The organism is Marinomonas sp. CT5 (genome assembly GCF_018336975.1).
Lineage (GTDB): Bacteria > Pseudomonadota > Gammaproteobacteria > Pseudomonadales > Marinomonadaceae > Marinomonas.
The window spans coordinates 2,536,468-2,559,825 of the sequence record NZ_CP025572.1 but is presented as its reverse complement, the minus strand read 5'-3'; the positions used below and the strand labels follow the sequence as shown (position 1 = coordinate 2,559,825).

Here is a 23,358-nt window from a genome sequence, read left to right as displayed (position 1 = left end):
AACCTATATTAGAAAGATAGTGGCGAGACCGAGGAAGGATAAAAAACCAACGACATCGGTCACGGTAGTCAAAATTACGCTGCCAGCAAGCGCTGGGTCGATGCCAAGTTTTTTCAGTAAAATCGGCAGAAGTGTACCAGTGGTTGCTGCAAATAGCAGATTTATTATGATGGCGCCCGCAATGATATAGGCAATCTTGATGTTGTCAAACCAAAGTGCGGTGAGGACGGCAATAACCGTCGCCCATAAAAGGCCATTGAGGAGGCCAACAATCAGTTCTCTATTGAGCAGCCAACCGGTGTTGGTGGAGCCGATTTGATTGAGCGCGATACCACGAATAACTAGGGTGAGTACCTGTGAGCCTGCAATGCCGCCCATACTGGCGACAATGGGCATAAGGATCGCTAGAGCGACAACTTGGTCTAATGTGTCTTGGAATAAACCTATTACATAAGAGGCTGTGAAAGCGGTGATTAGGTTTATACCAAGCCATACTGCACGCCGCTTGGTGGTTTTCATGATGGGAGCGAAGGTATCTTCGTCATCGTCGAGACCCGCCATGCTTAGCATGGAGTGCTCCGCTTCATCGCGGATAACGTCTACCACGTCATCGATGGTAATACGGCCGAGAAGTTTTTTGGTTAGGCTATCAATAACAGGGGCAGACACTAGGTCCATTTTTTCAAAAAGCTGAGCGACATCATTGGCTTTAGTTTCGGCTTCTATCACCGTGTATTCCGTTTCCATAATGTCTCGGACGGTGGCATTAGGGTCTGAAACTAATAATTTGGTTAGGGGGAGGGTGCCAAGAAGCCGATCGGATCGACTAACAACTAAAAGATTGTCAGTCATGTCGGGTAAAGAACTGTGGCGGCGTAAATAGCGAAACACAATGTCGACAGAGATATTTGGACGAATGGTGATGGTGTCCGTATTCATTAAGCCGCCAGCAGAATCTTCTGAATAGCTTAATAGTGCCTCGACCCGCGTTCTATCTTGTGCGGTCATTGAGGCAAGGACTTCTTTAACGACTTTTTCTGGTAAGTGTTGAAGTAAGTCGGCTAAGTCATCGCTCTCAAAATGTTCGGATACGGCGATAAGACGCTCTGTATCCATGTCTTTCATGAATTGAATACCAATATCTTCGCTTAGATATTGTAGGACTTCACCTTCGTTTTTGTCCTCGATTAATTCCCATAGGAGTTTACGTTCTTTTGGTGGGGAGGATTCGAGTAGTCGAGCAACATCTTGAGCAGGCAAAGCGCCGTTAAGTAAATAACGGATTTGCATCGTCGCACCGGATTCTAACGATTCGGTGACAGTTTGGAGATGATTAAGTGTGTTTTGCTCTGACATGAGGTGTATTACTCATCTTCGCCGAAACGATTGTTAATAAGCTCAATGATGGCTTCAATCGCTTCTTTTTCGTCATCTCCATTAGTTTTTATGTGAATTTCAGTGCCTTTACCGGCGGCCAGCATCATCATTGCCATAATGCTTTTGCCATCAACATTTCGTCCTTCTTTTTCAATCGTAATATCACAAGAAAAACGAGATGTTGTTTCAATGAGTTTGCCAGCTGCACGAGCATGAAGGCCAAGTTTGTTGATAATAATTACGGACTCTTCCTGCATGCTATTTTCCTATATAAGGGATTCAAAAATACTTAATAACTCTTCATTAGTTTGTGCTGTACGTAACTTGTCCAACGATTCAGCGGATTGAGCAAGTTCTGCTATTTTCGCTAACGTTGAAAGATGTTGGTCACATTCGTTGGGTGGAACGATAAGTGCGAATATGAGATCAACTGCTCTTTTATCAATCGAATCAAAGTCAATGGGGGTTTGTAAAGACATAACAACAATGGCTGTGTGGTTTGCTGTTTCAAGGCGGCAATGGGGGATGGCTATGCCATTGCCTATTCCCGTACTGCCAAGCTTTTCCCTCCCCAGAAGGGCATCATAAACGTCTTCGTTATTGCAGTGTAGGCGATTTGATGCAACATCAGCGATATTTTCTAAAACACGTTTTTTGCTAATAATGTCTTGCTTTGCAAGTACGAGTTCAGCTTTTAGTAATGATTTCAAGGACATGATAAAATGCTTTCCGTTTAGATCAGTCGTTTTCGTTCATTGGAAGGAGGGATGTTCATCGCCTCTCGATATTTTGCAACTGTGCGTCTAGCGACCTGTATGCCTTGATCTGCAAGGATGGCGGCTAGCTTATTATCACTTAATGGCTTTTTAGCTGGCTCATCAGCAACAAGTTTTTTAATCATAGCTCGTATAGCGGTAGAAGAGCATTCTCCACCTGAAGCCGTGTTGACGTGACTGGAGAAAAAGTACTTCAGTTCAAAAATACCTTTTGGGGTATGCATGTATTTCTGTGTTGTAACCCTTGATATGGTCGATTCATGCATGCCCACTTCTTCCGCAACATCATGAAGTACCATGGGTTTCATAGCTTCTTCACCTAATTCAAAAAAATCGATTTGACGACTTACAATACAACTGGCTACTTTGAGCAATGTTTCGTTACGACTCTGTAGGCTCTTCATAAACCATTTCGCCTCTTGAAGAGAGGTCTTGATGTATGTTGCATCTTCTGACGATGTGGTGGAACTTGCCATAGCCGAATAGGTTTCATTGATTTTTATCGGAGGAAGGGCATCATTATTGAGTTCAACTTGCCATACATCATTACGCTTTTTCACAGAGACATCAGGAATAACATAGTCTGTATCATCGGCATCAATAACTGAACCTGGGCGCGGGTTAAGTTGCTGTATTAAATTAATAACTTCTTTTAACGCTTCGTCTTTTAGTTTTGTTTTGCGCGTTAATTGAGCAAAATCACGATTACCTAAAAGAGGTAAATAATGATCAATCAGGTTGTAAGTGCTTTTATATAAAGGGTGGTTTTGGAATGCTTCGAGTTGCACAAGCAAGCAATCGCGTAAGTCAATTGAGCAAACACCAACAGGATCAAAACGCTGCAGTCTATGTTGGACGGCGATCACTTCTTCTAGGTCTAAGTCTTCAAGTTCGGTGCTAAGAGACTCACAAATATCTTCGGGCGAAATGCTTAAATAACCATCGGGCTGAACACATTCGATAATGGCGTAAGCGATTTCTATATCTCGATCCGAAATGTGTGTCAGATTTAGTTGCCAGATTAAGTGGTCTTGTATGCTTTCTGCTGGTGCATTACGGCTTTCAAAGTCGCTTTCACCCTCAAAACTATTATGGTCACTAACAGCGGCAGAGCTTTGGTAAGTATCGTCCCAATGACTATCAATGGATAATTCTTCAGGGATACTTTCAGTCCACTCAGATTCAATGCGTGGTTCTTCGCTGTTGTCGGCTGAAGTATTGTTATCCGCTGCGGCGCTTTTAGATTCAATGCTGGGTGTGACGTCGACATGAAGTTGTTCATCTTCATCGAGCTCTAAAAGAGGGTTTGATTCAAGAAATTCATGGATTTCTTGTTTTAAATCCAACGTTGAAAGTTGCAGCAAGCGGATAGCCTGTTGCAACTGCGGCGTCATAGTCAGCTGTTGGCCGAGCTTTAATTGTAAAGACTGCTTCATAGAGCAACTCTTTCTATTTGAATGAATTGGAATGAGTTATGCATACTACTCCCTTTCTACTGCAATGATAAGGGGTTACAAACGGAAGTCGTCACCTAAATAGACCTTTTTTACCTGCTCATTGTTGATGACGGTGTTGGCGTCGCCTGATGCAATGATGTACCCATTACCTACAATGTAGGCTTTGTCGCAGATGTCTAATGTTTCTCTTACATTGTGATCGGTGATAAGGACACCGATACCACTTTCTTGCAGATGCTTTATGATTAGCTTGATATCACCCACTGAAATAGGGTCAACACCAGCAAAAGGTTCATCTAGAAGGATGAACTTTGGGTTCATGGCTACAGCGCGAGCAATTTCAACCCGACGTCTTTCGCCACCAGATAATGCCATACCTAAGTTAGTTCGAATATGAGTTATATGGAACTCTTCTAAAAGCTCTTCTAATCTCTCTAGTTTCTGTGCTTTTGACAGCTTTTTGCGAGTCTCTAAAATCGCTAAAATATTATCTTCGACGGACATTTTCCTAAAAATAGAGGCTTCTTGAGGTAAATACCCAATTCCCTTTTGAGCTCTTGTGTGCATGGCATCATTAGTTACATCTAGTCCATCAATAAATATACCGCCAGCGTCGTTGGTTACCATGCCTACGATCATATAAAAGCAAGTGGTTTTGCCTGCTCCATTGGGCCCCAGTAGGCCAACAGCTTGCCCTGACTCTACAGCAATGGATACGTCTTTTACGACTTGGCGCTTCTTGTAGCTTTTGGCTAAGTGTTTTGCTTCGAGTGTTGCCATTTATTTCTTGGCCTCAGGTGCTGAGTTAGACGTTTGTGGCTGGAGTGTCATTTTTACTCGACCAGAATCTTTTTTCTCTGCGGTAAAGGTGCCGTCTTGAATCATATAAAGAATATAATCGGCAGAAATTGAATTCTGCATTCTAGTAAGGTTGCCGTTGCCAAAAATTTCTAGCTTAGATTCGGTCGTAGAATAGTTGATGCTATCTCCTTTACTGATGACAAAGTTGCCACTCCAGTCAATTTGTTGACTGAATTTTGCTGGTTTACCTGTTGCTTTGATACTGCTGAACTTTTTAGTTTGAGTGTCTGTTGTGATTTTTAAATAGTCGGCATGAATTTCAATTGACCCTTGTTTAACAAAAACATTGCCTTTGTATATCGCCTCACCGGAGTTTTGGTCAAACATGGCTTCGTCTGCTTGTACTTCAAGTGGTTTGTTGATGTCATCAGGTAATGCATAAGTGTATTGGGCAAATAAAACTGAGGTAATTAATACACTTAAGTTAATGAATTGTTTCATATTTTCCTCGTACCGACCCTGTCATTAGGACTTCTTCTGAGTTTATAAAAGTTTTAATCGTGTTAGCCGATGTTTCGCCCTGTGTTGAAATAAGGATAGGGTTTCCATAGCTAGTTAATGACTGATCTTTGTCTAAATAGTGGATGCTAGCAGCATTAAGTTTAATGTCTTCAGTTTGAAGGTAATTTTTCGTTGCCTTGGCATGTCCTGTTAATAGGATATCATTACTTCCATCTTCAATAAGCCCTTTATCTGCTTCTGCACTCCAATAACCTGCTTTCGACTGGCGCTTAACATTCGGGCTTTCCAGTATTGTTGTTGATTTTTGAATGTAGTGTAGCGTTTTTCTGGCATCTAGTGTTTCGATTAGTTGTCCATTTTTATCGAACTCTTTTACTTTTACATTAGTAATGAAATAGTCTGGAGAACTGTTGAGAGAGTCCGTTTGAACAAGGTTTATTGTTGGCGACGTGCTAACCCAGAACGTGGCTACCATGACCAATAATACAGCGGTCAGTAAAAGTAGTTTTTTTCTTTTGCTCGATTCTCTTAATATCGGCATTATATCGAACCGTTTGTGCTTATCATAAACAAATAAATTCCATATGAAGCGATTAATGGAAGACCAACCCATCGAGGGATGCTGCTTGTTTTTGATTTTCTGAACATGAAAATGGCCAAGGCTAAGGCGAGTGTTAGGCCTAAAACCCAAGGGAAGTCTCTGTGTATTACATTAGCATCAATGACTCCAGGGGCAAGTAATGCCGGTAGTGGCAATACTGTCGCTAGGTTAAAAATATTCGACCCTAATATATTGCCAATGGCAATGTCATGGTGTCCCTTTCTCACACTACTCACGGAAGCTGCAAGTTCAGGTAGGCTTGTGCCAACGGCAACAATGGTTAAGCCTATTACTAGTTCGCTAACGCCAAGGGCCGTTGCAATACCTATCGCCCCCCAGACCAATAATTTTGAGCTTCCTATCAATACAGCCAAACCGACTAGAGATATCATTAGTGATTTTTGGATTGATGCGCCATCGTCTTCAGGTAAATCTGCTTTAAGGTCGTTTTCGAGGTCTTTACTGCCTTTTAGTAAAACAGTCAAAATAATAATGAATGCAATTATTAAAATAATGCCATCCCATACACCAAGGGTTTGATCATACATCAAGAAACCCGCTAATAGTGTAATGGCAATTACAAGAGGGACCTCTTTTGTTGACAGGCCAGAAGCAATTGGGATGGCAGAAAACAGTAAAGTAACGCCAAGAACAAGAGCTATGTTGGCGATGTTCGAACCAAGTACGTTGCCAACAGCAATTTCAGGTGCATTATCAAGCGCAGCAATAGCGGAAACTACCATTTCAGGGGCAGACGTGCCAAAAGCTACCAATGTAATGCCGATGATCATTGGGTTGACGTTCATTTTTTCGGCGACAAGAGCTGAATGTTCTATAAATTTATCAGAGCTTAGAACCAGAAGAACTAGCCCTACAATTAGGGCAGCGGAAAACAATAGCATGATGTTGAAATTACTCATAAATATTTGAGTCACCATTTAATGAGGTTTGGCTATGAAATTCAAGACTTGATCTTATAAACAAAATGGATTTGCGATGCCCTGATTTTAATTATCTAGGGGCAGTGGTAGTATCTTGGAATATTTTGCATGGATAAAAAGGTGCGCTAGTGGCAGAAGCTTATATAAAAGTTCAAGACCTAAGTTTTCGTAGGGGGGATAGAGTTATATATAAAAACGTTTCTCTCACCATTCCTAGAGGAAAGATTACTGCTGTAATGGGTCCGAGTGGCACGGGCAAAACTACTCTGCTGCGTTTGATTGCTGCTCAGCTAACACCGGATTCAGGTGAGATTTTAGTGGATGGTCAGAATGTTCATGCTCTATCACGATCGGACCTTTACAAAGTTAGAAAAAAAATGGGTATGTTGTTTCAAAGTGGGGCTTTGTTTAGTGATATGTCTGTCGCTGAAAATATTGCTTTTCCTATGGAAGAGCATACGAAACTAGACGCGATTGAAATTGCCGATATTGTTGCAAAAAAATTGCATAGCGTTGGTTTGCGTGGTGCAGCAAATTTAATGCCTTCCGAGTTGTCTGGTGGTATGGCAAGACGTGTTGCTTTAGCTAGAGCCATTGCTTTAGACCCAGAATTGGTTATGTATGATGAGCCATTTACAGGGCAAGACCCTATTTCAAAAGGGGTTCTTGTGAAGTTGATTCGTCAACTTAACGATACAGCCAAAATAACGTCTGTTCTAGTGTCTCATGATGTGGAAGAGTCTCTTTCAATTGCCGATCATGTTTGTATTTTAGCGGGAGGCAGAGTGATTGCAGAAGGTACAGCAGAGGAGATTCAAGCCTCAGAGGATCCAGAAGTGAAACAGTTTTTAAATGGAGAGCCGGATGGGCCTGTTCCTTTTCACTATCCAGAAAAAAATGATTCCGATAAGGTGGCATTATGAAGGGGATTACGCTGTTAGGTAGCGCGTTTCTTGATTGGCTTGAAGCGGTTGGACGAGCCGGAATTTTTTTAGCTCAAAGTCTTATAAGATTACCGGTTAGATACAAAGAAGCGATTAATTTATTAATAAAGCAGCTTTACTCGGTTGGCGTTTTATCTTTGGTTATCGTTGTTGTTTCTGGTGCTTTTATCGGCATGGTTTTGGCTCTTCAAGGCTATAGTATTCTTGCAAAATTTGGTTCTGAAGAGGCGGTTGGTCAATTGTTGGCTTTAGCTTTGTTGAGAGAACTCGGGCCAGTTGTTACGGCGCTATTGTTTGCGGGAAGGGCTGGCTCGTCTTTGACTGCTGAAATAGGTTTGATGAAAGCGACGGAGCAGTTATCAAGTTTCGAAATGATGGGGGTTGATCCGCTTCGCCGAGTGATTGCTCCAAGGTTTATTGCTGGGGTAATTTCACTGCCTTTATTGAGTTTGATTTTTTGTGCAACAGGTATTATTGGTGGATTGCTTGTCTCGGTGCACTGGTTAGGTGTTCATGACGGTGCCTTTTGGTCTCAAATGCAGCAATCTGTTTACTTTGATACTGATATCCTGAATGGATTTGTCAAAGCTGTGTGTTTTTCGATTGTTGTTACTTGGATTGCTGTATATCAGGGTTATGAATGTGTACCAACTTCTGAAGGAATAGGTAAAGCGACAACTCGTACCGTTGTTTTAGGTTCATTGGCTATTTTGGCGTTGGACTTTGTATTAACCGCCGCCATGTTTGGAGATTTTTAGTATGGGAAGTAAACGCACTGAATTGTTTGTCGGATGTTTTATTGTATTAGGTATTTTGGCTTTTGTTTATCTTGCTGTGCAGGTTAGTGGTTTGGCCTTTGCTGGTAAAAAAGATACCTACCAAATTGTCGCTCGTTTTGATGATATTGGTGGACTGACGAATCGAGCTAAGGTAACTATCGCTGGTGTAACAGTGGGGAGTGTCGAGTCTATTTCGTTTGATAAAGAGCTATATATGGGATTGGTTACTATGAACATTGACTCAGATGTCAACAATATTCCTACTGACAGTTCAATTGCTATCCTAACAAGCGGTTTACTGGGGGAAAAATATTTGGGTATTTCTATTGGTGCGGAGGATGAAATGCTTAAAGATGGCGGTGAGATTTTTGATACGCAGTCTGCACTTGTATTAGAGACTTTGATTAGTCAGTTTTTATTCAAATCCGGCGACTCGGAGAAGTAGGATATGTTGAAAGCTTTTTTAAATGTTTTTTTAGCTTTTTGGGTGCTTGGGTCTTCGTCCGTTTGGGCTGGTGTTGAAGGGGCAAGAGATGCCGTTGTTAGTATGGTTGAATCCTTTCGAACAGATATAGTTGCGGATAAAGAAACTCTTGCTAAAGATCCGGTTTTGCTAGAGAAGCGTGTGGATAACATATTAAGTAAAATTGTCGATTTTGATGATTTTTCCAAAAAAGTGATGGGCAAATACTATCGAAGAGCAACGCCCGAGCAACGAGTTCGTTTTGCTAATGTGACCAAAGATACTTTGTTAAAAACGTATGGTTCATCTTTGCTTGATATCGATGCTGATCGAATAAATGTGTTGCCGCTTGGGCCGCAAGGTCGAGGCAATGAAACAAAAGTTGAAGTTGACTTTAAGATGGACTCTGGTGGTGAGCTAAATATTGCTTTCTACATGGAAGAGACTAAGTCTGGGGCTTGGATGCTCAGCAATATCATCATTAATAACATTAATTTTGGCCTAACTTTTCGTAAGCAATTTGGCGTTATGATGCAGCAGAATAAAAATAATATAGAAGATGCAATTTCTGCTTGGAAAGAATCGTTAGCTAAAAAGTCTTAAGCATAAAAAAAGACAGTCTCTAGTCATAAAAGAATCCGAATTTATTTAATGAATTCGGATTCTTTTGTTTTTGGCTAAGCGGTTGTGTCAGTCTTGAATAAAATCTTAGAAAACAAGTGTTTTTTTATTCAGAGTTATACATTGAGGTGTTAAGTAGTTGGACTTACTAATGTAGAATACTGTCAATTACATTATTTTATTTATTGGAGCGACTGTGAACGCAGGTGAAGTAAAAGCACTTTTAGAATCCTCTATCAACAACTGTGAAGTGGTTGCCGAAGGAGAAGGTTGTAATTTTCAAATTGTTGTGGTGTCAAGCGAGTTTGAGGGACTGTCTACAGTGAAAAGACAACAGCTTGTTTACTCACATCTTCAAGAGGCTATTTCCAGTGGTGCAATCCATGCCGTGACAATGAAAACCTATACGCCAGAACAATTTAGTAAGCTATAAAAGCGATTATAAGAGATTAAAAATATGGATAAGCTTCTGATTACCGGTGGTGCTCGGCTTAATGGTGTTGTTCGTGCCTCGGGTGCGAAAAATGCCGCGTTGCCAATTCTAGCGGCAACTTTGTTAACAAAAGAATTGATTACTATTAAAAACCTCCCTCATTTACACGACATCACCACCATGCTTGAGCTTCTTGGTTCTATGGGCTGTGGTGTTGTTGTTGATGAAAAGATGAGCGTGCAATTGGATGTTTCAACATTAAATAATTGCGAAGCGCCTTATGAGTTAGTAAAAACCATGCGCGCTTCGATCCTTGTGCTTGGGCCGCTTGTTAGTCATTTTGGCAAGGCGGTTGTTTCTTTGCCTGGTGGTTGTGCTATTGGCAGTCGTCCTGTGGATTTGCATTTACGTGGTTTGGAGGCAATGGGGGCAACCATTTCTGTCGAGGGTGGTGATATTGTTGCCAGTGTTGATGGTCGTCTTAAAGGTGCACGCATCTTCTTTGATAAAGTAACAGTGACAGGAACTGAAAACCTTTTGATGGCAGCTACGTTGGCCGATGGTCAAACTATTTTGGAGAATGCTGCACGGGAGCCTGAAGTAGTAGATTTGGCTGATTGCCTGATTGCTATGGGAGCAAAAATAACCGGACATGGCACCGATACAATCGTCATTGATGGCGTAGAGACTTTGCATGGTACTAGTTACCCCGTAATGCCGGACCGTATAGAGACGGGTACGTTCTTGGTGGCGGCAGCGATTACTGGCGGTAAAGTGAAGGTTATTGATACAAATGTGAAATCTCTTGAAGCTGTTCTTGCAAAATTAGAGGAAGCCGGTGCTAAGGTGACTTGTGGGGAGGACTGGATTGAAGTCGATATGGAAGGGCGCCGCCCTCAGGCTGTCAACATTAGTACAGCTCCATACCCTGCATTCCCAACGGATATGCAAGCACAGTTCGTTGCGCTGAACTCGGTATCTAACGGCGTTGGTCGCGTTATAGAGAATATCTTTGAAAACCGTTTTATGCACGTCGATGAAATGCTGCGCATGGGGGCGGATATAGAAGTGAATGGAAATACGGCCATTGTCCGTGGTTGTGAGCATTTAAAAGGAGCTCCCGTAATGGCAACGGATTTACGGGCGTCTGCAAGTTTGGTGTTGTCTGCTTTAGTAGCGGATGGCGATACTAAGATTGATCGCATTTATCATATTGACCGTGGTTACGAGTGTATTGAAGAGAAGTTCGGTTCATTGGGTGCGAAAATTTCACGGGTTTTAAATTGATATGAGTAAAACATTAACGATTGCGCTGTCGAAAGGGCGCATCCTTGGTGAAACGTTACCGCTTCTAGAAAAGGCAAATATCGTTCCAGCTGAAGATATTAGTAAAAGCCGTAAATTAATATTTGATACCAACCATGAACATATTAAGTTGGTTATTTTGCGAGCGACAGATGTGCCGACTTATGTTGATCATGGTGTGGCAGATTTTGGGGTTGCAGGCAAAGATGTGTTGATGGAAGCATCAACCAAAAACCTTTACGAGCTGCTTGATCTTAAAATTGCAAAATGCCGTTTGATGACGGCGGGCGTTGTTGATCAGCCACTGCCAAATAGACGTTTGAAAGTCGCTTCTAAGTTTATAAAAACGGCAAAAGCGTATTTTGCTGAGCAAGGTGTTCAGGCCGATGTGATTAAGTTATACGGCGCAATGGAGTTGGCTCCTATTATGGGGTTGGCCGATCTGATTGTGGACATCGTGGATACAGGTAATACTCTAAAAGCAAATGGCCTTGAGGCTCGTGAGTTGATTGCGCCTATCAGTACGCGTTTAGTAGTTAACAAAGCCGCATACAAAACAAAATACTCTGAAATTGAGCCTATCTTAGAAATGATAAGACGTGCGGTTGAAGAAAACGAGGGTAAATAATTGAACCTTAATATTCGAGAATTCACTTCTAGCTCTGCTGGTTTTCGCTCTGAGTTAGAATCTTTGCTTGCATGGGATTCTGTATCCGATGCCGGTGTACAAAAAGCAGTAGCAGACATTGTTGAACAAGTCCGTTTAAAAGGCGATGAAGCGGTTATTGATTACACCAATCGCTTTGATCGTCGGCAAGTTTCCTCTTCAGCAGAGTTAGAAATCTCTCGGGAAGAAATGGCGCTTGCTAAAGACCGTGTTAGTGCTGAGTTGGTCGCTAGCTTGGAAGCGGCGGCCAAACGAGTTAATGATTACCATGAGCACCAAAAGCAGCCATCTTGGCAGTATAGAGAAGACGATGGCACGGTTCTTGGTCAAAAAGTAACGCCTTTAGATCGTGTGGGTGTTTATGTGCCGGGTGGTAAAGCGGCTTATCCTTCATCCGTATTGATGAATGTGATGCCAGCTAAAGTGGCTGGTGTAGGCGAAATTATCATGGTTGTTCCAACACCAGATGGTTTGGTAAATGATATCGTGCTCGCTGCGGCCTATATTGCGGGTGTTGATCGTGTGTTCACTATTGGTGGTGCACAAGCGGTTGCTGCTTTGGCTTATGGCACACAAAGTATTCCTAAGGTCGATAAGATTGTGGGGCCGGGTAATATTTACGTTGCTACCGCTAAGAAGATGGTGTTTGGTATTGTCGGTATTGACATGATTGCTGGCCCTTCTGAAATCTTGGTTGTGTGTGACGGTAAAACCGATCCTGATTGGATTGCTATGGATCTGTTTTCTCAAGCAGAGCATGATGAAGATGCGCAGTCTATTTTGATCTCTCCTGATTTGGCTTTTATTAAAGAAGTAAAAGCATCGATGGAGCGTTTGATTGAAACGCAAAGTCGTAAAGATATTATTAAGTCGTCGTTGGAAGGTCGTGGTGCTTTTATTCATGTTGAAAACATGGATGAAGCTATGGAAATTGCGAATATAGTCGCGGCTGAGCACCTTGAGTTATCAATGGATGAGCCTGAAAAATGGGCGGAAAAAATTCGTCATGCTGGTGCGATATTTATGGGACGTCATACTCCTGAAGCGTTAGGGGATTATTGTGCGGGCCCAAATCATGTGTTGCCAACATCGGGTACGGCACGTTTCTCTTCACCCTTGGGTGTGTATGACTTCCAGAAGCGAAGCTCTGTGATTAACTGTTCTCCTGAAGGCGCTAGTGAGTTGGCTAAAGTGGCTGCTCCTTTGGCTCGCGGTGAGTCACTAGAAGCACATGCTATGTCGGCAGAATATCGTATTCTGAAGGATTCTTAATGGCGAGTAATACATCGCATCCCGCCGCGCTGTATAAGTTAAGAAAAATAACTCGTATCGCGGCGTTAGGGATTCTGCTTTTGGTCGTGGTTGGCTTTTTTATGCCGACCGATTATCGCGTGGAGCGTAGTGTTATTATTGATGCGCCTCGTGATGTAGTGATTAAGCAAATGTTTCAAGGTGAGCGCTTGCCAAATTGGATGTATATTCAAGATGGCAAGATTGCTTCATTCGAGGGTGTTCTAGCGGAAGGTGATTCGATTGCTTTGCTATATGATAATTCGGATGAGCCAGGTGTCTTATCTGTGACGGCCTCATCTAATGATGTTGTGCGCTTTGATGTCCGTCCTAAACCAAAGGTAAATTTGGTGCATAATCAAATTGAGCTACAACAAGCAAAGGGTGGCACCTTGGTTAAATGGACTATCGAAGGTAACCTGAGTGCAGGTTTGTTAAGTCCTTATCTTGCTATGTTTGCTAATGATATAGCGGGCAGCAATTTTGAGCGAAGTCTACAAAAACTGAAAGAGCAAATTGAGCTACAAAATAATTAGCATGGGTTAATAAGTAATGCGTTGCATGGTGGGTTGTTTTTCTAACATGATGTTGGTCTGATAGGATTGCTGCCCACGAATACCCACCAAGGAAATGCGTGTTCCCGGTTTGAGTGAAGCGATCAAGCGTCTTACTTGAAAAGGGTCTTCACTTGGGGTGTTGTTGATTTCAAGAATAATATCCCCAACTTCTATGCCTGCTTTCTCTGCAGGGCTTTCTTTTGTTATATCGTTTACTAAAAGGCCGTGATTTGTTGGCAGTAATAAGTTCTTTGCCAAAGACTGTGTGACCTTTTGTGCATCCATGCCTAAATATCCTCTTACGACTTCTCCGTATTTAATAATGTCGGTCATGATGGCGAGAGCATCGTCTACTGGTGTGGCGAAGCCTATTCCTTGTGAGCCGCCTGTGCTTGAATAGATAGCAGAGCTGATACCAATAAGCTCACCTTTTAAATTAACTAAAGCGCCACCTGAATTACCAGGATTTATAGCTGCATCGGTTTGAAGGAAGTTCTCGTAAGTGTTAAGTCCTATACTGTTTCGCCCTTTGGCACTGATGATTCCAGCGGTGACCGTTTGTCCTATGCCAAATGGGTTGCCTATTGCAAGGATTTTATCGCCTACGGAAACGCTGTCGCTGTCACCCATTTTAATGTTTGGGAGGTTTGGGAGATTGATTTTTAAGATGGCTAAGTCTGTGGACGGGTCTGAGCCGATTAGCTTGGCCTTCACGCGTCGGTCGTCGTATAAAGCAATAACGATGCTCTGCGCATTTTGAATAACGTGGTAATTGGTTAGTATGAAGCCATCTTGTGTGGCGATGACGCCAGAACCGAGGTTGACACTATGTTTTGCTTGGTTTGATTCGCTTAGCCCTTTTTGTTGTGTAACTTGCGTATAGATGTTGACGACCGAAGGTGCGGCTATTTTAACGGGAGTGGAATAGCTGTCATCGGAAATCTTTTGTTTCTCCTGAATGAGTAGCACGGCTAGGCCTATACAAGTGCCAGTGAGTATGGAGATAATGGTCGGTATCCAGAAGTTTTTTTGATTCATAAATGTATAAGGAGTTGTTTTGCTACGCAGTGATTTTGAGTTATTGCTTAATAAAATATTGAGCCCGAGTCGATTCAAGGATTATGCGCCCAATGGTTTGCAGGTGGAAGGAAAAAAAGAGATTAACCGGGTGGTAACCGGGGTCACTGCAAGCCAGGCGCTAATTGATGCGGCTGTTGATTATAATGCAGATGCCGTCTTTGTTCATCATGGTTACTTCTGGAAAAATGAAGATCCTCGGATCGTAGGTATGAAGTATCGACGTATTGCGGCTTTAATTAAAAATGATATTAATTTGTATGGCTATCATTTGCCGTTAGACGCCCATCCAACTTTAGGGAATAACGCTGGTTTGGCTGATGCGTTAGGTCTGATGAATAGAGTTGGTTTACAGGCTGGTGTACCAATTGAAGAGGCTATTGGTGTTGTTGGTGAGCTGGCAGAGCCTGTCACTTCTGAGCAGTTTAAAAAAATGGTTGAGTCTGCAGTTGGTAGAGAGGTGCTTTTTGAGTGCGTCAATGAGCAAAAGATTCAACGTGTTGCTTTGTGTACTGGTGGTGCGCAAGGTTACATCGAGCAGGCTGCCATGATGGGAGCGGATGTGTTTATTACGGGTGAGGTTTCTGAGCAAACTATCCATATCGCGCGTGAAATGGAGATTCATTTTATTGCGGCTGGCCATCATGCCACTGAGCGTTTTGGTGCTCGTTCAATGGCGGATTACCTCGCTAATGAGTTTGGTTTAGATGCCGTGTTTATTGATGTGGACAGTCCTGCATAACTTATCGATAATGCTAAAAAAACGGGCTTCAAAGCCCGTTTTTTTTAGATTGTTCGTTTGGGTTCTAGGATGGTTGAATTGTCATCTAATCCAAAGTTTTCACTTAGCATGCCAGGTTCTTTGTCTTTCTTGAGAGCATAGTCTCTAGGCGGCTCAAATGTCGTCGTAGTATCTACCTCTTCCGTTGAGCGGTTTGCTAGGCTGCTGTCAACTTTTACGTTGCTTAATTGATTAGCGTTGTCGGCAAGTGTATTTCTAAGCTCAGCTAAACGTTTTTCAACAGACATTAAGTGTTCGTTGCTGTCAGTGAAGAAGTTGTCGATGATAACTTGTTTGTTATCAAGCTCTTGTTGCAATGACTTCATAGTAATGATGTTTGAGTTTGATGCTGTTTGCTTACTGTTCTTTGAACTGAAATTTTTAATGATAAGCGTGGCAATGCAACCAACAATAATGCCAGTTATAAATATAATAATGTTGAATTCTTCTAAGTTCATGACTTTCTCCAAAAAACAGATTCCTTATTATAGCGAAACCATCTCTACGATAACAGCTTGATAGGTGTTGTTTAAGGCGCAATTTGTTAGAATGCGCGCAATTAATTTATTGGAACGAAAAGTGCTGATGACTCCTATTACACGTTACAAGCAAGATTTAACTAGAGCTGACTTTAATTATGACCCCGCTCAAGAAGAAGCGGTAGAGGCACTTCAGGATTTATTTGATCGTTTAGTGGCTAGACAAAATGATAAATCTACAGATGGGTTTATTGGTCGTTTTCTTAAAAAGAAAAAACCTGCGGTTGAGCAAGGTTTGTATTTCTGGGGAGGCGTCGGGAGAGGGAAGACGTATCTGATGGATACTTTTTTTGACTGTTTGCCGACGGATAAGAAGATGCGCCTGCATTTTCATCGTTTTATGCAGATGGTGCATCAGGAGATGCGAAAGCTGCATGATGTAAAGAATCCTCTTGAAATTGTTGGAAAGCAAATATCATCTAAAGCTCAGGTGTTATGTTTTGATGAGTTCTTTGTCACAGATATTACCGATGCAATGATTTTAGCAGGGTTGCTTGAGGTTCTTTTTGAGAACGGCACGACCTTAGTGGCGACATCAAATATTGAGCCTGATGGTTTGTATAAAAACGGTTTGCAGAGAGCTCGCTTTTTGCCAGCAATCGCTTTAGTAAAAAAATACACCAAGGTAATGAATGTTGATGGTGGTGTGGATTATCGACTCAGAACATTAAAGCAAGCCAAGCTTTATCATTACCCGTTAAATAGGGAAGCAGATGAGGCTTTAAATGAGCGTTTCATGAGTTTAATTACGGATGCTTCTCATATTGTTGAAGGTGGTGATGCTGAAATCGAAGGTCGTAATATTCCTTTGGTTCGAAGCTGTGAGGGGCTTGCTTGGTTTGATATCAAGGCGTTATGTGATGGGCCGAGAAGCCAAGTGGATTATATTGAGCTAGCGCGCCTTTATAGTACGGTAATTATTTCTAACTTGCCGCAAATGGATGCTTCGCGAGATGACCTAGCAAGACGTTTTATTAATTTGGTTGATGAGTTCTACGATCGTCATGTTAAAGTAATTTTTTCTGCTGAGGTGGCTATTCCAGATATTTATCAGGGAACGAGATTGGCGTTTGAATATGATCGGACTGTAAGTCGACTTTTGGAGATGCAATCTGAAGAATATTTATCTTTAGAACATCGCCCTTAAACGTAATCTAGCTTTTATATTCGACTGTCTTGTTGTATACTTCGCTCGCCTTTTTAAAGGTAAGTGTACGTTGATCAGGTAATTTACTACTTGGCCAACCAATAATAATAGGTATAGCGTGTCATTGAACACGTGTATTGAAAGGGTTTTTTGATGAAAACTTTTACAGCTAAACCTGCTGAAGTTCGCCGCGACTGGTTCGTGGTTGATGCTGAAGGCAAAACTCTAGGCCGCTTGGCTACAGAAATTGCTCGTCGTTTACGTGGCAAGCATAAAGCAGAATACACTCCACACGTTGATACTGGCGATTACATCGTTGTTGTTAACGCTGAGAAAATTCACGTTACTGGTAACAAAGCAGCTGCAAAACAATACTACCGCCATACTGGTTACCCAGGCGGCTTGCGTTCTATGAATTTCGAGAAGTTGATTGATCACGCTCCAGAGCGCGTTCTTGAAATCGCCGTAAAAGGTATGTTGCCAAAAGGTCCTTTGGGCCGTGCAATGCACAAGAAAATGAAAGTGTACGCTGGTACTGAGCATCCACATGCTGCTCAACAACCTCAAGAACTTAACATTTAATACGGAAGATCATTATGTCAGCTACTCAATACTACGGTACAGGTCGTCGCAAAACGTCTACCGCTCGTGTTTTCCTTAAAGCGGGTTCTGGTAACTTAGTTATCAATAACCGTACTCTTTCTCAGTACTTCGGTCGTGAAACGGCTCAAATGGTTGTTCGTCAGCCTCTTGAACTTGTTGATGCTACTGAAAAATTTGACGTTTACATCACTGTCAAAGGTGGTGGTATCTCTGGTCAAGCTGGTGCGATCCGTCACGGTATCACACGTGCTTTGATGCAATACGATGAGACTCTACGTCGTACTCTACGTTCTGCAGGATTCGTAACTCGCGACTCTCGTGAAGTTGAACGTAAGAAAGTTGGTCTACGCAAAGCACGTCGTCGTCCTCAGTTCTCTAAGCGTTAATTTTCGCTTTGGAATTATTATTAAAACGCTTGGTGTGTTCGCCAAGCGTTTTTTTTGCTTGAAATAAAGCCTTTAACGGTATTCTTGCAACAAAATGTTTTTTCTAGGAAAAAACAACTGAAAATGATGTTAGAATAATGCAGCTTTGAAAATCATGGTTTTCATAGGTGTTTTCTGATTTTACTGTGTGTGAGTTACTCACTAGGTTAAACTTGATTGTGCGCAATGCAGTCAATTGTGGGGTGAAACTGCAGCTTTGTTTTCTAAAAGCACACAAGTAATTATTCTCAAAGTTTTGTGTTACTGAGGTAGTGAACTTTTTTTATTGCCTCATGGTCATAGTATAGTTTGTTCCCTTCTTTAAAGGGGATGTTGATGTTTTCAATATAGGGGTTAGACATGGGTGTTATTGCAAAGCGCTCCTCAATGACGTTCTTTTCAGATGGGGAAGATCATTATAGCCATCGAGTTCGTATTGTATTGGCTGAGAAAGCCGTCACAGTGGACATCATAGATGTAGACCCGTTCAACAAGCCTGATGAATTAGCTGATGTTAATCCATACAATGAGCTACCAGCATTAGTAGACCGTGATTTGGTTCTTTATGAGCCAAACGTCATGATGGAATATTTGGATGAGCGTTTTCCGCATCCACCATTGTTACCTGTATATCCTGTTGCTCGTGCTGAAAGTCGATTGTTTATGTATCGTATTCAGCGTGATTGGGCTAAATTGGTCGATTTGATTCTGACTAGTAAAGACAAAGAAGCGGTTGCTCAAGCGCAAAAAGAATTGCGCGAAGGTCTGCTGAATGTATCGCCTATTTTCGAAGAAAAGCCTTATTTCATGAGCGATGATTTTACGATTGTCGATTGCTGTTTGGCGCCAATCTTGTGGCGTTTACCTGTATTAGGTGTGGAAATTCCTAAAGAGCAAGCGAGAGCTTTGCATAAGTATATGGATCTAGTCTTTTCTCGTGAGTCTTTCCAAGAAAGCCTTTCCGAGGCAGAGCAAGAAATGCGCTTAGACTAATCGATGCTGTAATGTCGAGAGAAAAGTAGTAAAAGAGGAGCTTAAAGCTCCTTTTTTTTACCAAACATTTATGAGGTGGGAAAATAATGTTACCGAAGAGATCTTATTTGTTAAATGCTGCTTATTCTTGGGTCGCAGATAATGAAATGACGCCTTACCTTTTGGTGGATGCAGAGCAAGAAGGTGTGGTTGTGCCTACAGAGTTTGTGAAAGATGGGCAAATTGTACTGAACATAAGTATGTCAGCGGTTCGTCATCTAATTATGGATAAAGAAGGGGTATCCTTTGAGGCGCGTTTTAGTGGGAAGCCGATGCAGGTGTATGTTCCTATAAAAGCCGCGCTTTCTCTATTTGCTAAAGAAAATGGAGACGGCTTAGTGTTTCCATATGAAGAGTTTCCTAATGAACCTACACCACCAACGCCTCCTGAACCAAAAAAAGGTTTTCAATTGAAGGTTGTTAAATAGCTACGCTTTTCTCTTATTTTAATGTGCTATGTAAAAAGAGTCGCTTAATAAGCGACTTTTTTGTTTCTGTTCGGCTAAGTGGCATGTCTATTTAGTCTTCGCATCCAAATAGCTGGCGTTCAAGTAAGTCAATTAATATATGAATAACAGATAGCTGGCATTCATGTACTCTAGCTGTGCCAAGAAGATTTATTTTGATCTCTGTGTCGTCTTGAGAGGTGAGTGATGAGACGTTCTTTGCTTCAGGGCTGGTGAGTGCAACTATGCTCATTTTACGCTCATGTGCAGCTTGAATGGCTTGTATGATAGGGGAGGTGTTGCCTCGATTGGCAATAACAAACAGTATGTCACCAGGGTTGCCAAGAGCGGTAATTTGCTTAGAGAAAACGTCGTGATAACTGTCATTATGGGTGATGGCTAGTAAGGTAGAACCTTCACCGCTTAGGTTGATTGCCGGTAATCCAGGTCGCTCTCTATCCATTCGATCAAGCATTAAGGTGCTGAAATATTGTGACAAATGAGAGCCTGTACTGTTGCCTATACAGATGACTTTTCCGCCTGATGCAATGCTTGAAAAAATAACTTTAGCAGCATGTTCGATATAAGGGGGTAAGCTTTCCAGAGCTTGTTGTTGAGCTTCAAAGCTTTGGGCAAATTGTGTGTAGATCGCTTCTTGAAAATCCATATGATTAAAATACTGCTTTTAGCCAAGTTAAATGTTGTTTGTCTATTTTTTCATCGAACAGTATCGCATCAAAGCGAGTTGCACTGTTTGATTTGTTATTTTTTTGCAGCCACAAAGCGGCGCTATTGCGAATTTTTTTAAGTTTGGATTGCCCAATACTTTCAGCCGCACTACCATGATTTTTATTTGCCCTAAAACGAACTTCAATAAAAATATAGGTGTCTTGATCAAAGAAAATTAAATCAATTTCTCCGAGACGACAGAAAAAATTTCGTTCCACAAAGCAAAGCCCCTGACTAAGTAGAAAATCTTCAGCTGTTTGCTCTGCTTTTTCGCCGCTATTTTTCGCTGCTTTCCTTTTGTTCAAAAAATTGATGACTGTCTGCATATACCAAATTCCCTTTTCGGTAAGTCATGATTTCTGGTCGCTTATGAAATATGCCATTTTCGTCCATGGTTATGATGCCCGTATTTGCTGATATTTTCGTTGTTGGTAGTAGGGCGAAAAGTTGATATTTGTTAGCAAGTAGATATGAGTCGGCACCTAGTGCTTGTAATCGACGTAAAATGTTTGAGCTCTGCTTGGGTAGGACATCAAGAGACGAATTATTTGGCGTCAAAGCAGGTAATTCTGTAAAAAGTATTCTTTCAATATCTTCAGGTTTGGTTGATTTTTCAGGGGCGCTGTCATTAAGTGTGCTGCTGGCAAGCATTGGAATTTTGTCAGCAAAGTAAAAATCTAAAAGGGGTCTTATTTGTTTGGCATCATTCAGCTTACCGACATAGTAGACATAGTCTAAATCTTCTCGAGAGCGAGCGAGACCTTCTACCTGTGAGCCTGTCCATTGTTCTACTAATCGTTTTCGTGCATGGCTTTCATTAACCAATAAAAGCTTTTGAATAGCACCTTGTCGCCCTTTTGGAGTATCTGAATAAGATTGATTTGATGTTATTTTGACATTCTCTTTAGTGGCTTGAGCGCGAAATTCATCACTTTGTTTTAGTGCCCAGGTGTCCTGTGTGCTAAGGATCGCAGCTCTTGTAGCTCCTTCCTGTTTGGCAAAGGCGATCAGCTCATGTATTTCGTCTTCTGGGTTCAAAGAAAAGTGATATAGATTTTTAGGATGCAGATTAATATCAAGTTGATTCAGTGCGATAACTGGATAAGGCAGGTCTAGTCGACTGATTTGCGCAACATTGTTTTTTTGTAATGGACCAATGATGACATCAGGCTGTTGCTCGTTGGCTGCCGCTAAGGCTTGTTCGATGTTTTTGTAATTGTCTACATTAACAATATTTACTTGAGGCCTTGCTTCTTTTTGATTGTAAAAAGTTGCAAAAAAGCCATCAATTATTGCCTGAGAAGCTCGCTCTAATTTGCCTGTCATAGGTAGCATTAAGACAATTTTCTTTGGTGCCATTTGCTCAACGGATGCCATGATCTTGAAATCTTGAGGGGGTGTTATGGCCGCTGGGTGGCTTGGGTTTTCGGCTTGCCATTTTTTGAACATCTTCAGTTGTTGTTCAATAGACAGTGTTTGGTTTCTTAGAATACTGCTGATGGTTAACCAACCATTAAGTAGCGGCTTTTCTTGTTGAAATAGTTCATCCACTTCATTTTGAGTCAAATTCTGTATGGCTAACCAGAGTTTTTCTTGGTTTTCTTTGCCCTCGTTTAGCGGCAAATTGTAGGTAAGGTCCATACGAATCTTGACGACTTCCAACCAATTGTCAAAGTGCTCAAAAATAGAGGCCTTAGTTTCTTTAAGCTTATTTTGGTTGTCTGGATGGCGCGCCGCAATTAGCTGATTCGCTTGTTGTAAATAGCTTGTAGCAGCCACGGAGTTATCAAGATAAGACGAAGAAAGTGCGGCCAATAAATAGGCTTCAAATTGAATGGAAGAAGTGGTGTTTAATACTTTACTTTCTAAGACATCAATGGTTTTTTGAAACTCATCTTGCTGATAAAAATTCTTTGCTTTTAGATAAGAGTCAGCCAATGTTTTGGAAACATCGGTGGTTTTTTTAGGATGATAAATACTGGGTGGTAGGGTTCTTTCTTGTGAACCATTTTGGCTTGTTTGAGCTCTGTTTTGTGGCTGTTCCATATTTAAATTCATGGAATTACAGGCGCTTAGCAGAAAAGTACAAAGAGTTAATGATATGATGCGGAAATTAAGTAGGCTCATAAGCTTATAAAATGACAAATAAAAGAGGCAACATGTTACCACATAGTTCTGATGATGCGAGAGGGTCGCTGTACATAGTTGCAACTCCAATCGGCAATCTAGATGATTTCAGTAAAAGAGCGGAACAAACTTTACGCGATGTTGACTATATCGCGGCGGAAGATACTCGACATACGAAACGCTTGCTTAATCATTTTGCGATTGATGCGAAGCTGTTTTCTATCCACGATCATAATGAAAAAGACAAAGCAGACTACGTTGCTACCTTGTTAGATGATGGCAAAAATGTCGCGTTAGTGTCCGATGCGGGAACGCCTTTGATCTCGGACCCTGGTTATCACGTCGTTCATGCACTGCGTGAAAAAGGCCATAAAGTTGTTCCTATTCCGGGCGCTTGCGCCTTGATCGTCGCTTTGTGTGCATCGGGTTTACCCACTGACCAATTCTTTTTTGCGGGATTTGTGCCAGCAAAATCAAAAGGGCGTTGTGATTTATTTGAGTCTTGGAAGAAGCAAACGGGTACCGTGGTGTTTTATGAGTCGACTCATCGTGTTTATGATTCGATTGCGGATGTTCAAAAAGTGTATGGTGATGATGCTAAGCTAGTCTTGGCGCGTGAAGTTACTAAAACATTCGAAACATTTTTGTCTGGAACCGCTTCTGAAATCCTTGCCAAGTTTGATGAAGATGCCAACCAGATGCGTGGTGAATTCGTTGTGATGCTGAGTTTTACCCAAGAAAGCGGCGATGAAGCAGAATTAGAAGCCAAGCGTATTCTGACCATTTTATTAGAAGATTTACCGGTCAAACAAGCCGCTGCAATGGCCGCTAAACTGACTGGTGAAAAGAAGAATGCGCTTTATAAAATGGCGCTGGAAATGCAAGGCGAATAAGTTACCCTCCAGTATGGTAGTAAAC

Annotated in this window: 29 protein-coding genes; 16 read left to right on the top strand and 13 right to left on the bottom strand. The window is 41.7% G+C overall.

Features of this window, described 5'->3' with window-relative positions; genetic code table 11:
- Positions 1–3: 3 nt before the first annotated feature.
- The 8 genes from mgtE to C0J08_RS11990 all read right to left on the bottom strand — a co-directional run bounded on the left by mgtE (position 4) and on the right by C0J08_RS11990 (position 6,454).
- The gene (gene mgtE / locus C0J08_RS12025) at positions 4–1,356 is read right to left on the bottom strand and encodes a magnesium transporter (RefSeq protein ID WP_212652212.1); all 1,353 of its coding nucleotides are present in this window, start codon (positions 1,354–1,356) and stop codon (positions 4–6) included.
- Between the two features lie 8 nt (positions 1,357–1,364).
- Positions 1,365–1,634 (bottom strand): HPr family phosphocarrier protein, encoded by a 270-nt coding sequence (locus C0J08_RS12020; protein ID WP_212652211.1) that lies wholly within the window; start codon positions 1,632–1,634, stop codon positions 1,365–1,367.
- Between the two features lie 9 nt (positions 1,635–1,643).
- The gene (gene ptsN, locus C0J08_RS12015; RefSeq protein WP_212652210.1) at positions 1,644–2,093 is read right to left on the bottom strand and encodes a PTS IIA-like nitrogen regulatory protein PtsN; all 450 of its coding nucleotides are present in this window, start codon (positions 2,091–2,093) and stop codon (positions 1,644–1,646) included.
- A 17-nt stretch (positions 2,094–2,110) separates the two neighbouring features.
- Entirely contained in the window at positions 2,111–3,589 is a 1,479-nt protein-coding gene (locus C0J08_RS12010) for an RNA polymerase factor sigma-54 (protein WP_212652209.1), read from the bottom strand.
- A 75-nt stretch (positions 3,590–3,664) separates the two neighbouring features.
- Entirely contained in the window at positions 3,665–4,390 is a 726-nt protein-coding gene (gene lptB, locus C0J08_RS12005) for an LPS export ABC transporter ATP-binding protein (RefSeq protein ID WP_212652208.1), read from the bottom strand.
- A complete protein-coding gene (gene lptA, locus C0J08_RS12000) occupies positions 4,391–4,912 on the bottom strand; it encodes a lipopolysaccharide transport periplasmic protein LptA (RefSeq protein WP_212652207.1) in 522 nt (173 codons plus the stop codon).
- Positions 4,896–5,474, bottom strand: a complete 579-nt coding sequence (lptC, locus tag C0J08_RS11995; protein WP_212652206.1) for an LPS export ABC transporter periplasmic protein LptC — start codon at positions 5,472–5,474, stop codon at positions 4,896–4,898. The genes lptA and lptC overlap by 17 nt, the downstream gene beginning before the upstream one ends.
- Positions 5,474–6,454 carry a calcium/sodium antiporter gene (locus tag C0J08_RS11990; RefSeq protein WP_249344262.1) on the bottom strand — a complete coding sequence of 327 codons (981 nt, stop codon included), beginning with the start codon at positions 6,452–6,454 and terminating at the stop codon, positions 5,474–5,476. The genes lptC and C0J08_RS11990 overlap by 1 nt, the downstream gene beginning before the upstream one ends.
- A 149-nt stretch (positions 6,455–6,603) precedes the next feature.
- Between C0J08_RS11990 and C0J08_RS11985 the strand changes: the two genes are divergently transcribed.
- The 9 genes from C0J08_RS11985 to C0J08_RS11945 all read left to right on the top strand — a co-directional run bounded on the left by C0J08_RS11985 (position 6,604) and on the right by C0J08_RS11945 (position 13,513).
- A complete protein-coding gene (locus tag C0J08_RS11985; RefSeq protein WP_212652204.1) occupies positions 6,604–7,398 on the top strand; it encodes an ABC transporter ATP-binding protein in 795 nt (264 codons plus the stop codon).
- Positions 7,395–8,177, top strand: coding sequence for a lipid asymmetry maintenance ABC transporter permease subunit MlaE (gene mlaE, locus C0J08_RS11980; RefSeq protein ID WP_212652203.1), 783 nt, complete (start codon positions 7,395–7,397; stop codon positions 8,175–8,177). The genes C0J08_RS11985 and mlaE overlap by 4 nt, the downstream gene beginning before the upstream one ends.
- A gap of 1 nt (position 8,178) precedes the next feature.
- A complete protein-coding gene (mlaD, locus tag C0J08_RS11975) occupies positions 8,179–8,643 on the top strand; it encodes an outer membrane lipid asymmetry maintenance protein MlaD (RefSeq protein ID WP_212652202.1) in 465 nt (154 codons plus the stop codon).
- 3 nt (positions 8,644–8,646) lie between these two features.
- Entirely contained in the window at positions 8,647–9,264 is a 618-nt protein-coding gene (locus C0J08_RS11970; RefSeq protein ID WP_212652201.1) for an MlaC/ttg2D family ABC transporter substrate-binding protein, read from the top strand.
- Between the two features lie 214 nt (positions 9,265–9,478).
- Positions 9,479–9,715 carry a BolA family protein gene (locus tag C0J08_RS11965; protein ID WP_212652200.1) on the top strand — a complete coding sequence of 79 codons (237 nt, stop codon included), beginning with the start codon at positions 9,479–9,481 and terminating at the stop codon, positions 9,713–9,715.
- A gap of 24 nt (positions 9,716–9,739) precedes the next feature.
- Positions 9,740–11,002: a UDP-N-acetylglucosamine 1-carboxyvinyltransferase gene (gene murA / locus C0J08_RS11960; protein WP_212652199.1), complete on the top strand. Its 1,263-nt coding sequence runs from the start codon at positions 9,740–9,742 to the stop codon at positions 11,000–11,002.
- 1 nt (position 11,003) lies between these two features.
- Complete coding sequence (hisG, locus tag C0J08_RS11955) at positions 11,004–11,648, top strand: ATP phosphoribosyltransferase (RefSeq protein WP_212652198.1); 645 nt, start codon at positions 11,004–11,006, stop codon at positions 11,646–11,648.
- Entirely contained in the window at positions 11,649–12,959 is a 1,311-nt protein-coding gene (gene hisD / locus C0J08_RS11950; protein ID WP_212652197.1) for a histidinol dehydrogenase, read from the top strand.
- Positions 12,959–13,513, top strand: a complete 555-nt coding sequence (locus tag C0J08_RS11945) for an SRPBCC family protein (protein ID WP_212652196.1) — start codon at positions 12,959–12,961, stop codon at positions 13,511–13,513. The genes hisD and C0J08_RS11945 overlap by 1 nt, the downstream gene beginning before the upstream one ends.
- Positions 13,514–13,519: 6 nt before the next feature.
- Here C0J08_RS11945 and C0J08_RS11940 read toward each other — a convergent pair whose 3' ends face one another.
- Positions 13,520–14,572: a S1C family serine protease gene (locus tag C0J08_RS11940; protein ID WP_212652195.1), complete on the bottom strand. Its 1,053-nt coding sequence runs from the start codon at positions 14,570–14,572 to the stop codon at positions 13,520–13,522.
- Positions 14,573–14,591: 19 nt separating this feature from the next.
- Between C0J08_RS11940 and C0J08_RS11935 the strand changes: the two genes are divergently transcribed.
- Positions 14,592–15,353 carry a Nif3-like dinuclear metal center hexameric protein gene (locus C0J08_RS11935; protein ID WP_212652194.1) on the top strand — a complete coding sequence of 254 codons (762 nt, stop codon included), beginning with the start codon at positions 14,592–14,594 and terminating at the stop codon, positions 15,351–15,353.
- A 44-nt stretch (positions 15,354–15,397) separates the two neighbouring features.
- Here the strand turns inward: C0J08_RS11935 and C0J08_RS11930 are convergent, their stop codons facing one another.
- Complete coding sequence (locus C0J08_RS11930; RefSeq protein ID WP_212652193.1) at positions 15,398–15,850, bottom strand: ZapG family protein; 453 nt, start codon at positions 15,848–15,850, stop codon at positions 15,398–15,400.
- 127 nt (positions 15,851–15,977) lie between these two features.
- On the opposite strand from C0J08_RS11930, the gene zapE reads away from it, so the two are divergent.
- The 5 genes from zapE to C0J08_RS11905 all read left to right on the top strand — a co-directional run bounded on the left by zapE (position 15,978) and on the right by C0J08_RS11905 (position 19,566).
- Positions 15,978–17,078 carry a cell division protein ZapE gene (gene zapE / locus C0J08_RS11925; RefSeq protein ID WP_212656298.1) on the top strand — a complete coding sequence of 367 codons (1,101 nt, stop codon included), beginning with the start codon at positions 15,978–15,980 and terminating at the stop codon, positions 17,076–17,078.
- A 153-nt stretch (positions 17,079–17,231) separates the two neighbouring features.
- Positions 17,232–17,660, top strand: coding sequence for a 50S ribosomal protein L13 (gene rplM, locus C0J08_RS11920; protein WP_199467872.1), 429 nt, complete (start codon positions 17,232–17,234; stop codon positions 17,658–17,660).
- Between the two features lie 14 nt (positions 17,661–17,674).
- A complete protein-coding gene (gene rpsI / locus C0J08_RS11915) occupies positions 17,675–18,067 on the top strand; it encodes a 30S ribosomal protein S9 (protein WP_036159384.1) in 393 nt (130 codons plus the stop codon).
- A gap of 399 nt (positions 18,068–18,466) precedes the next feature.
- Positions 18,467–19,099 (top strand): glutathione S-transferase N-terminal domain-containing protein, encoded by a 633-nt coding sequence (locus C0J08_RS11910; RefSeq protein WP_212652192.1) that lies wholly within the window; start codon positions 18,467–18,469, stop codon positions 19,097–19,099.
- An 86-nt stretch (positions 19,100–19,185) separates the two neighbouring features.
- Entirely contained in the window at positions 19,186–19,566 is a 381-nt protein-coding gene (locus C0J08_RS11905) for a ClpXP protease specificity-enhancing factor (protein ID WP_212652191.1), read from the top strand.
- 91 nt (positions 19,567–19,657) lie between these two features.
- Here the strand turns inward: C0J08_RS11905 and C0J08_RS11900 are convergent, their stop codons facing one another.
- From C0J08_RS11900 to C0J08_RS11890, 3 genes are read right to left on the bottom strand one after another with little or no spacing between them, the layout of a single operon-like run.
- A complete protein-coding gene (locus C0J08_RS11900) occupies positions 19,658–20,251 on the bottom strand; it encodes an SIS domain-containing protein (RefSeq protein WP_212652190.1) in 594 nt (197 codons plus the stop codon).
- Positions 20,252–20,255: 4 nt separating this feature from the next.
- Positions 20,256–20,639 (bottom strand): YraN family protein, encoded by a 384-nt coding sequence (locus C0J08_RS11895; RefSeq protein WP_212652189.1) that lies wholly within the window; start codon positions 20,637–20,639, stop codon positions 20,256–20,258.
- Positions 20,590–22,359: a penicillin-binding protein activator gene (locus C0J08_RS11890; protein WP_249344260.1), complete on the bottom strand. Its 1,770-nt coding sequence runs from the start codon at positions 22,357–22,359 to the stop codon at positions 20,590–20,592. The genes C0J08_RS11895 and C0J08_RS11890 overlap by 50 nt, the downstream gene beginning before the upstream one ends.
- A gap of 113 nt (positions 22,360–22,472) precedes the next feature.
- Between C0J08_RS11890 and rsmI the strand changes: the two genes are divergently transcribed.
- Entirely contained in the window at positions 22,473–23,333 is an 861-nt protein-coding gene (rsmI, locus tag C0J08_RS11885) for a 16S rRNA (cytidine(1402)-2'-O)-methyltransferase (protein WP_249344258.1), read from the top strand.
- The last annotated feature ends 25 nt before the right edge of the window (positions 23,334–23,358 follow it).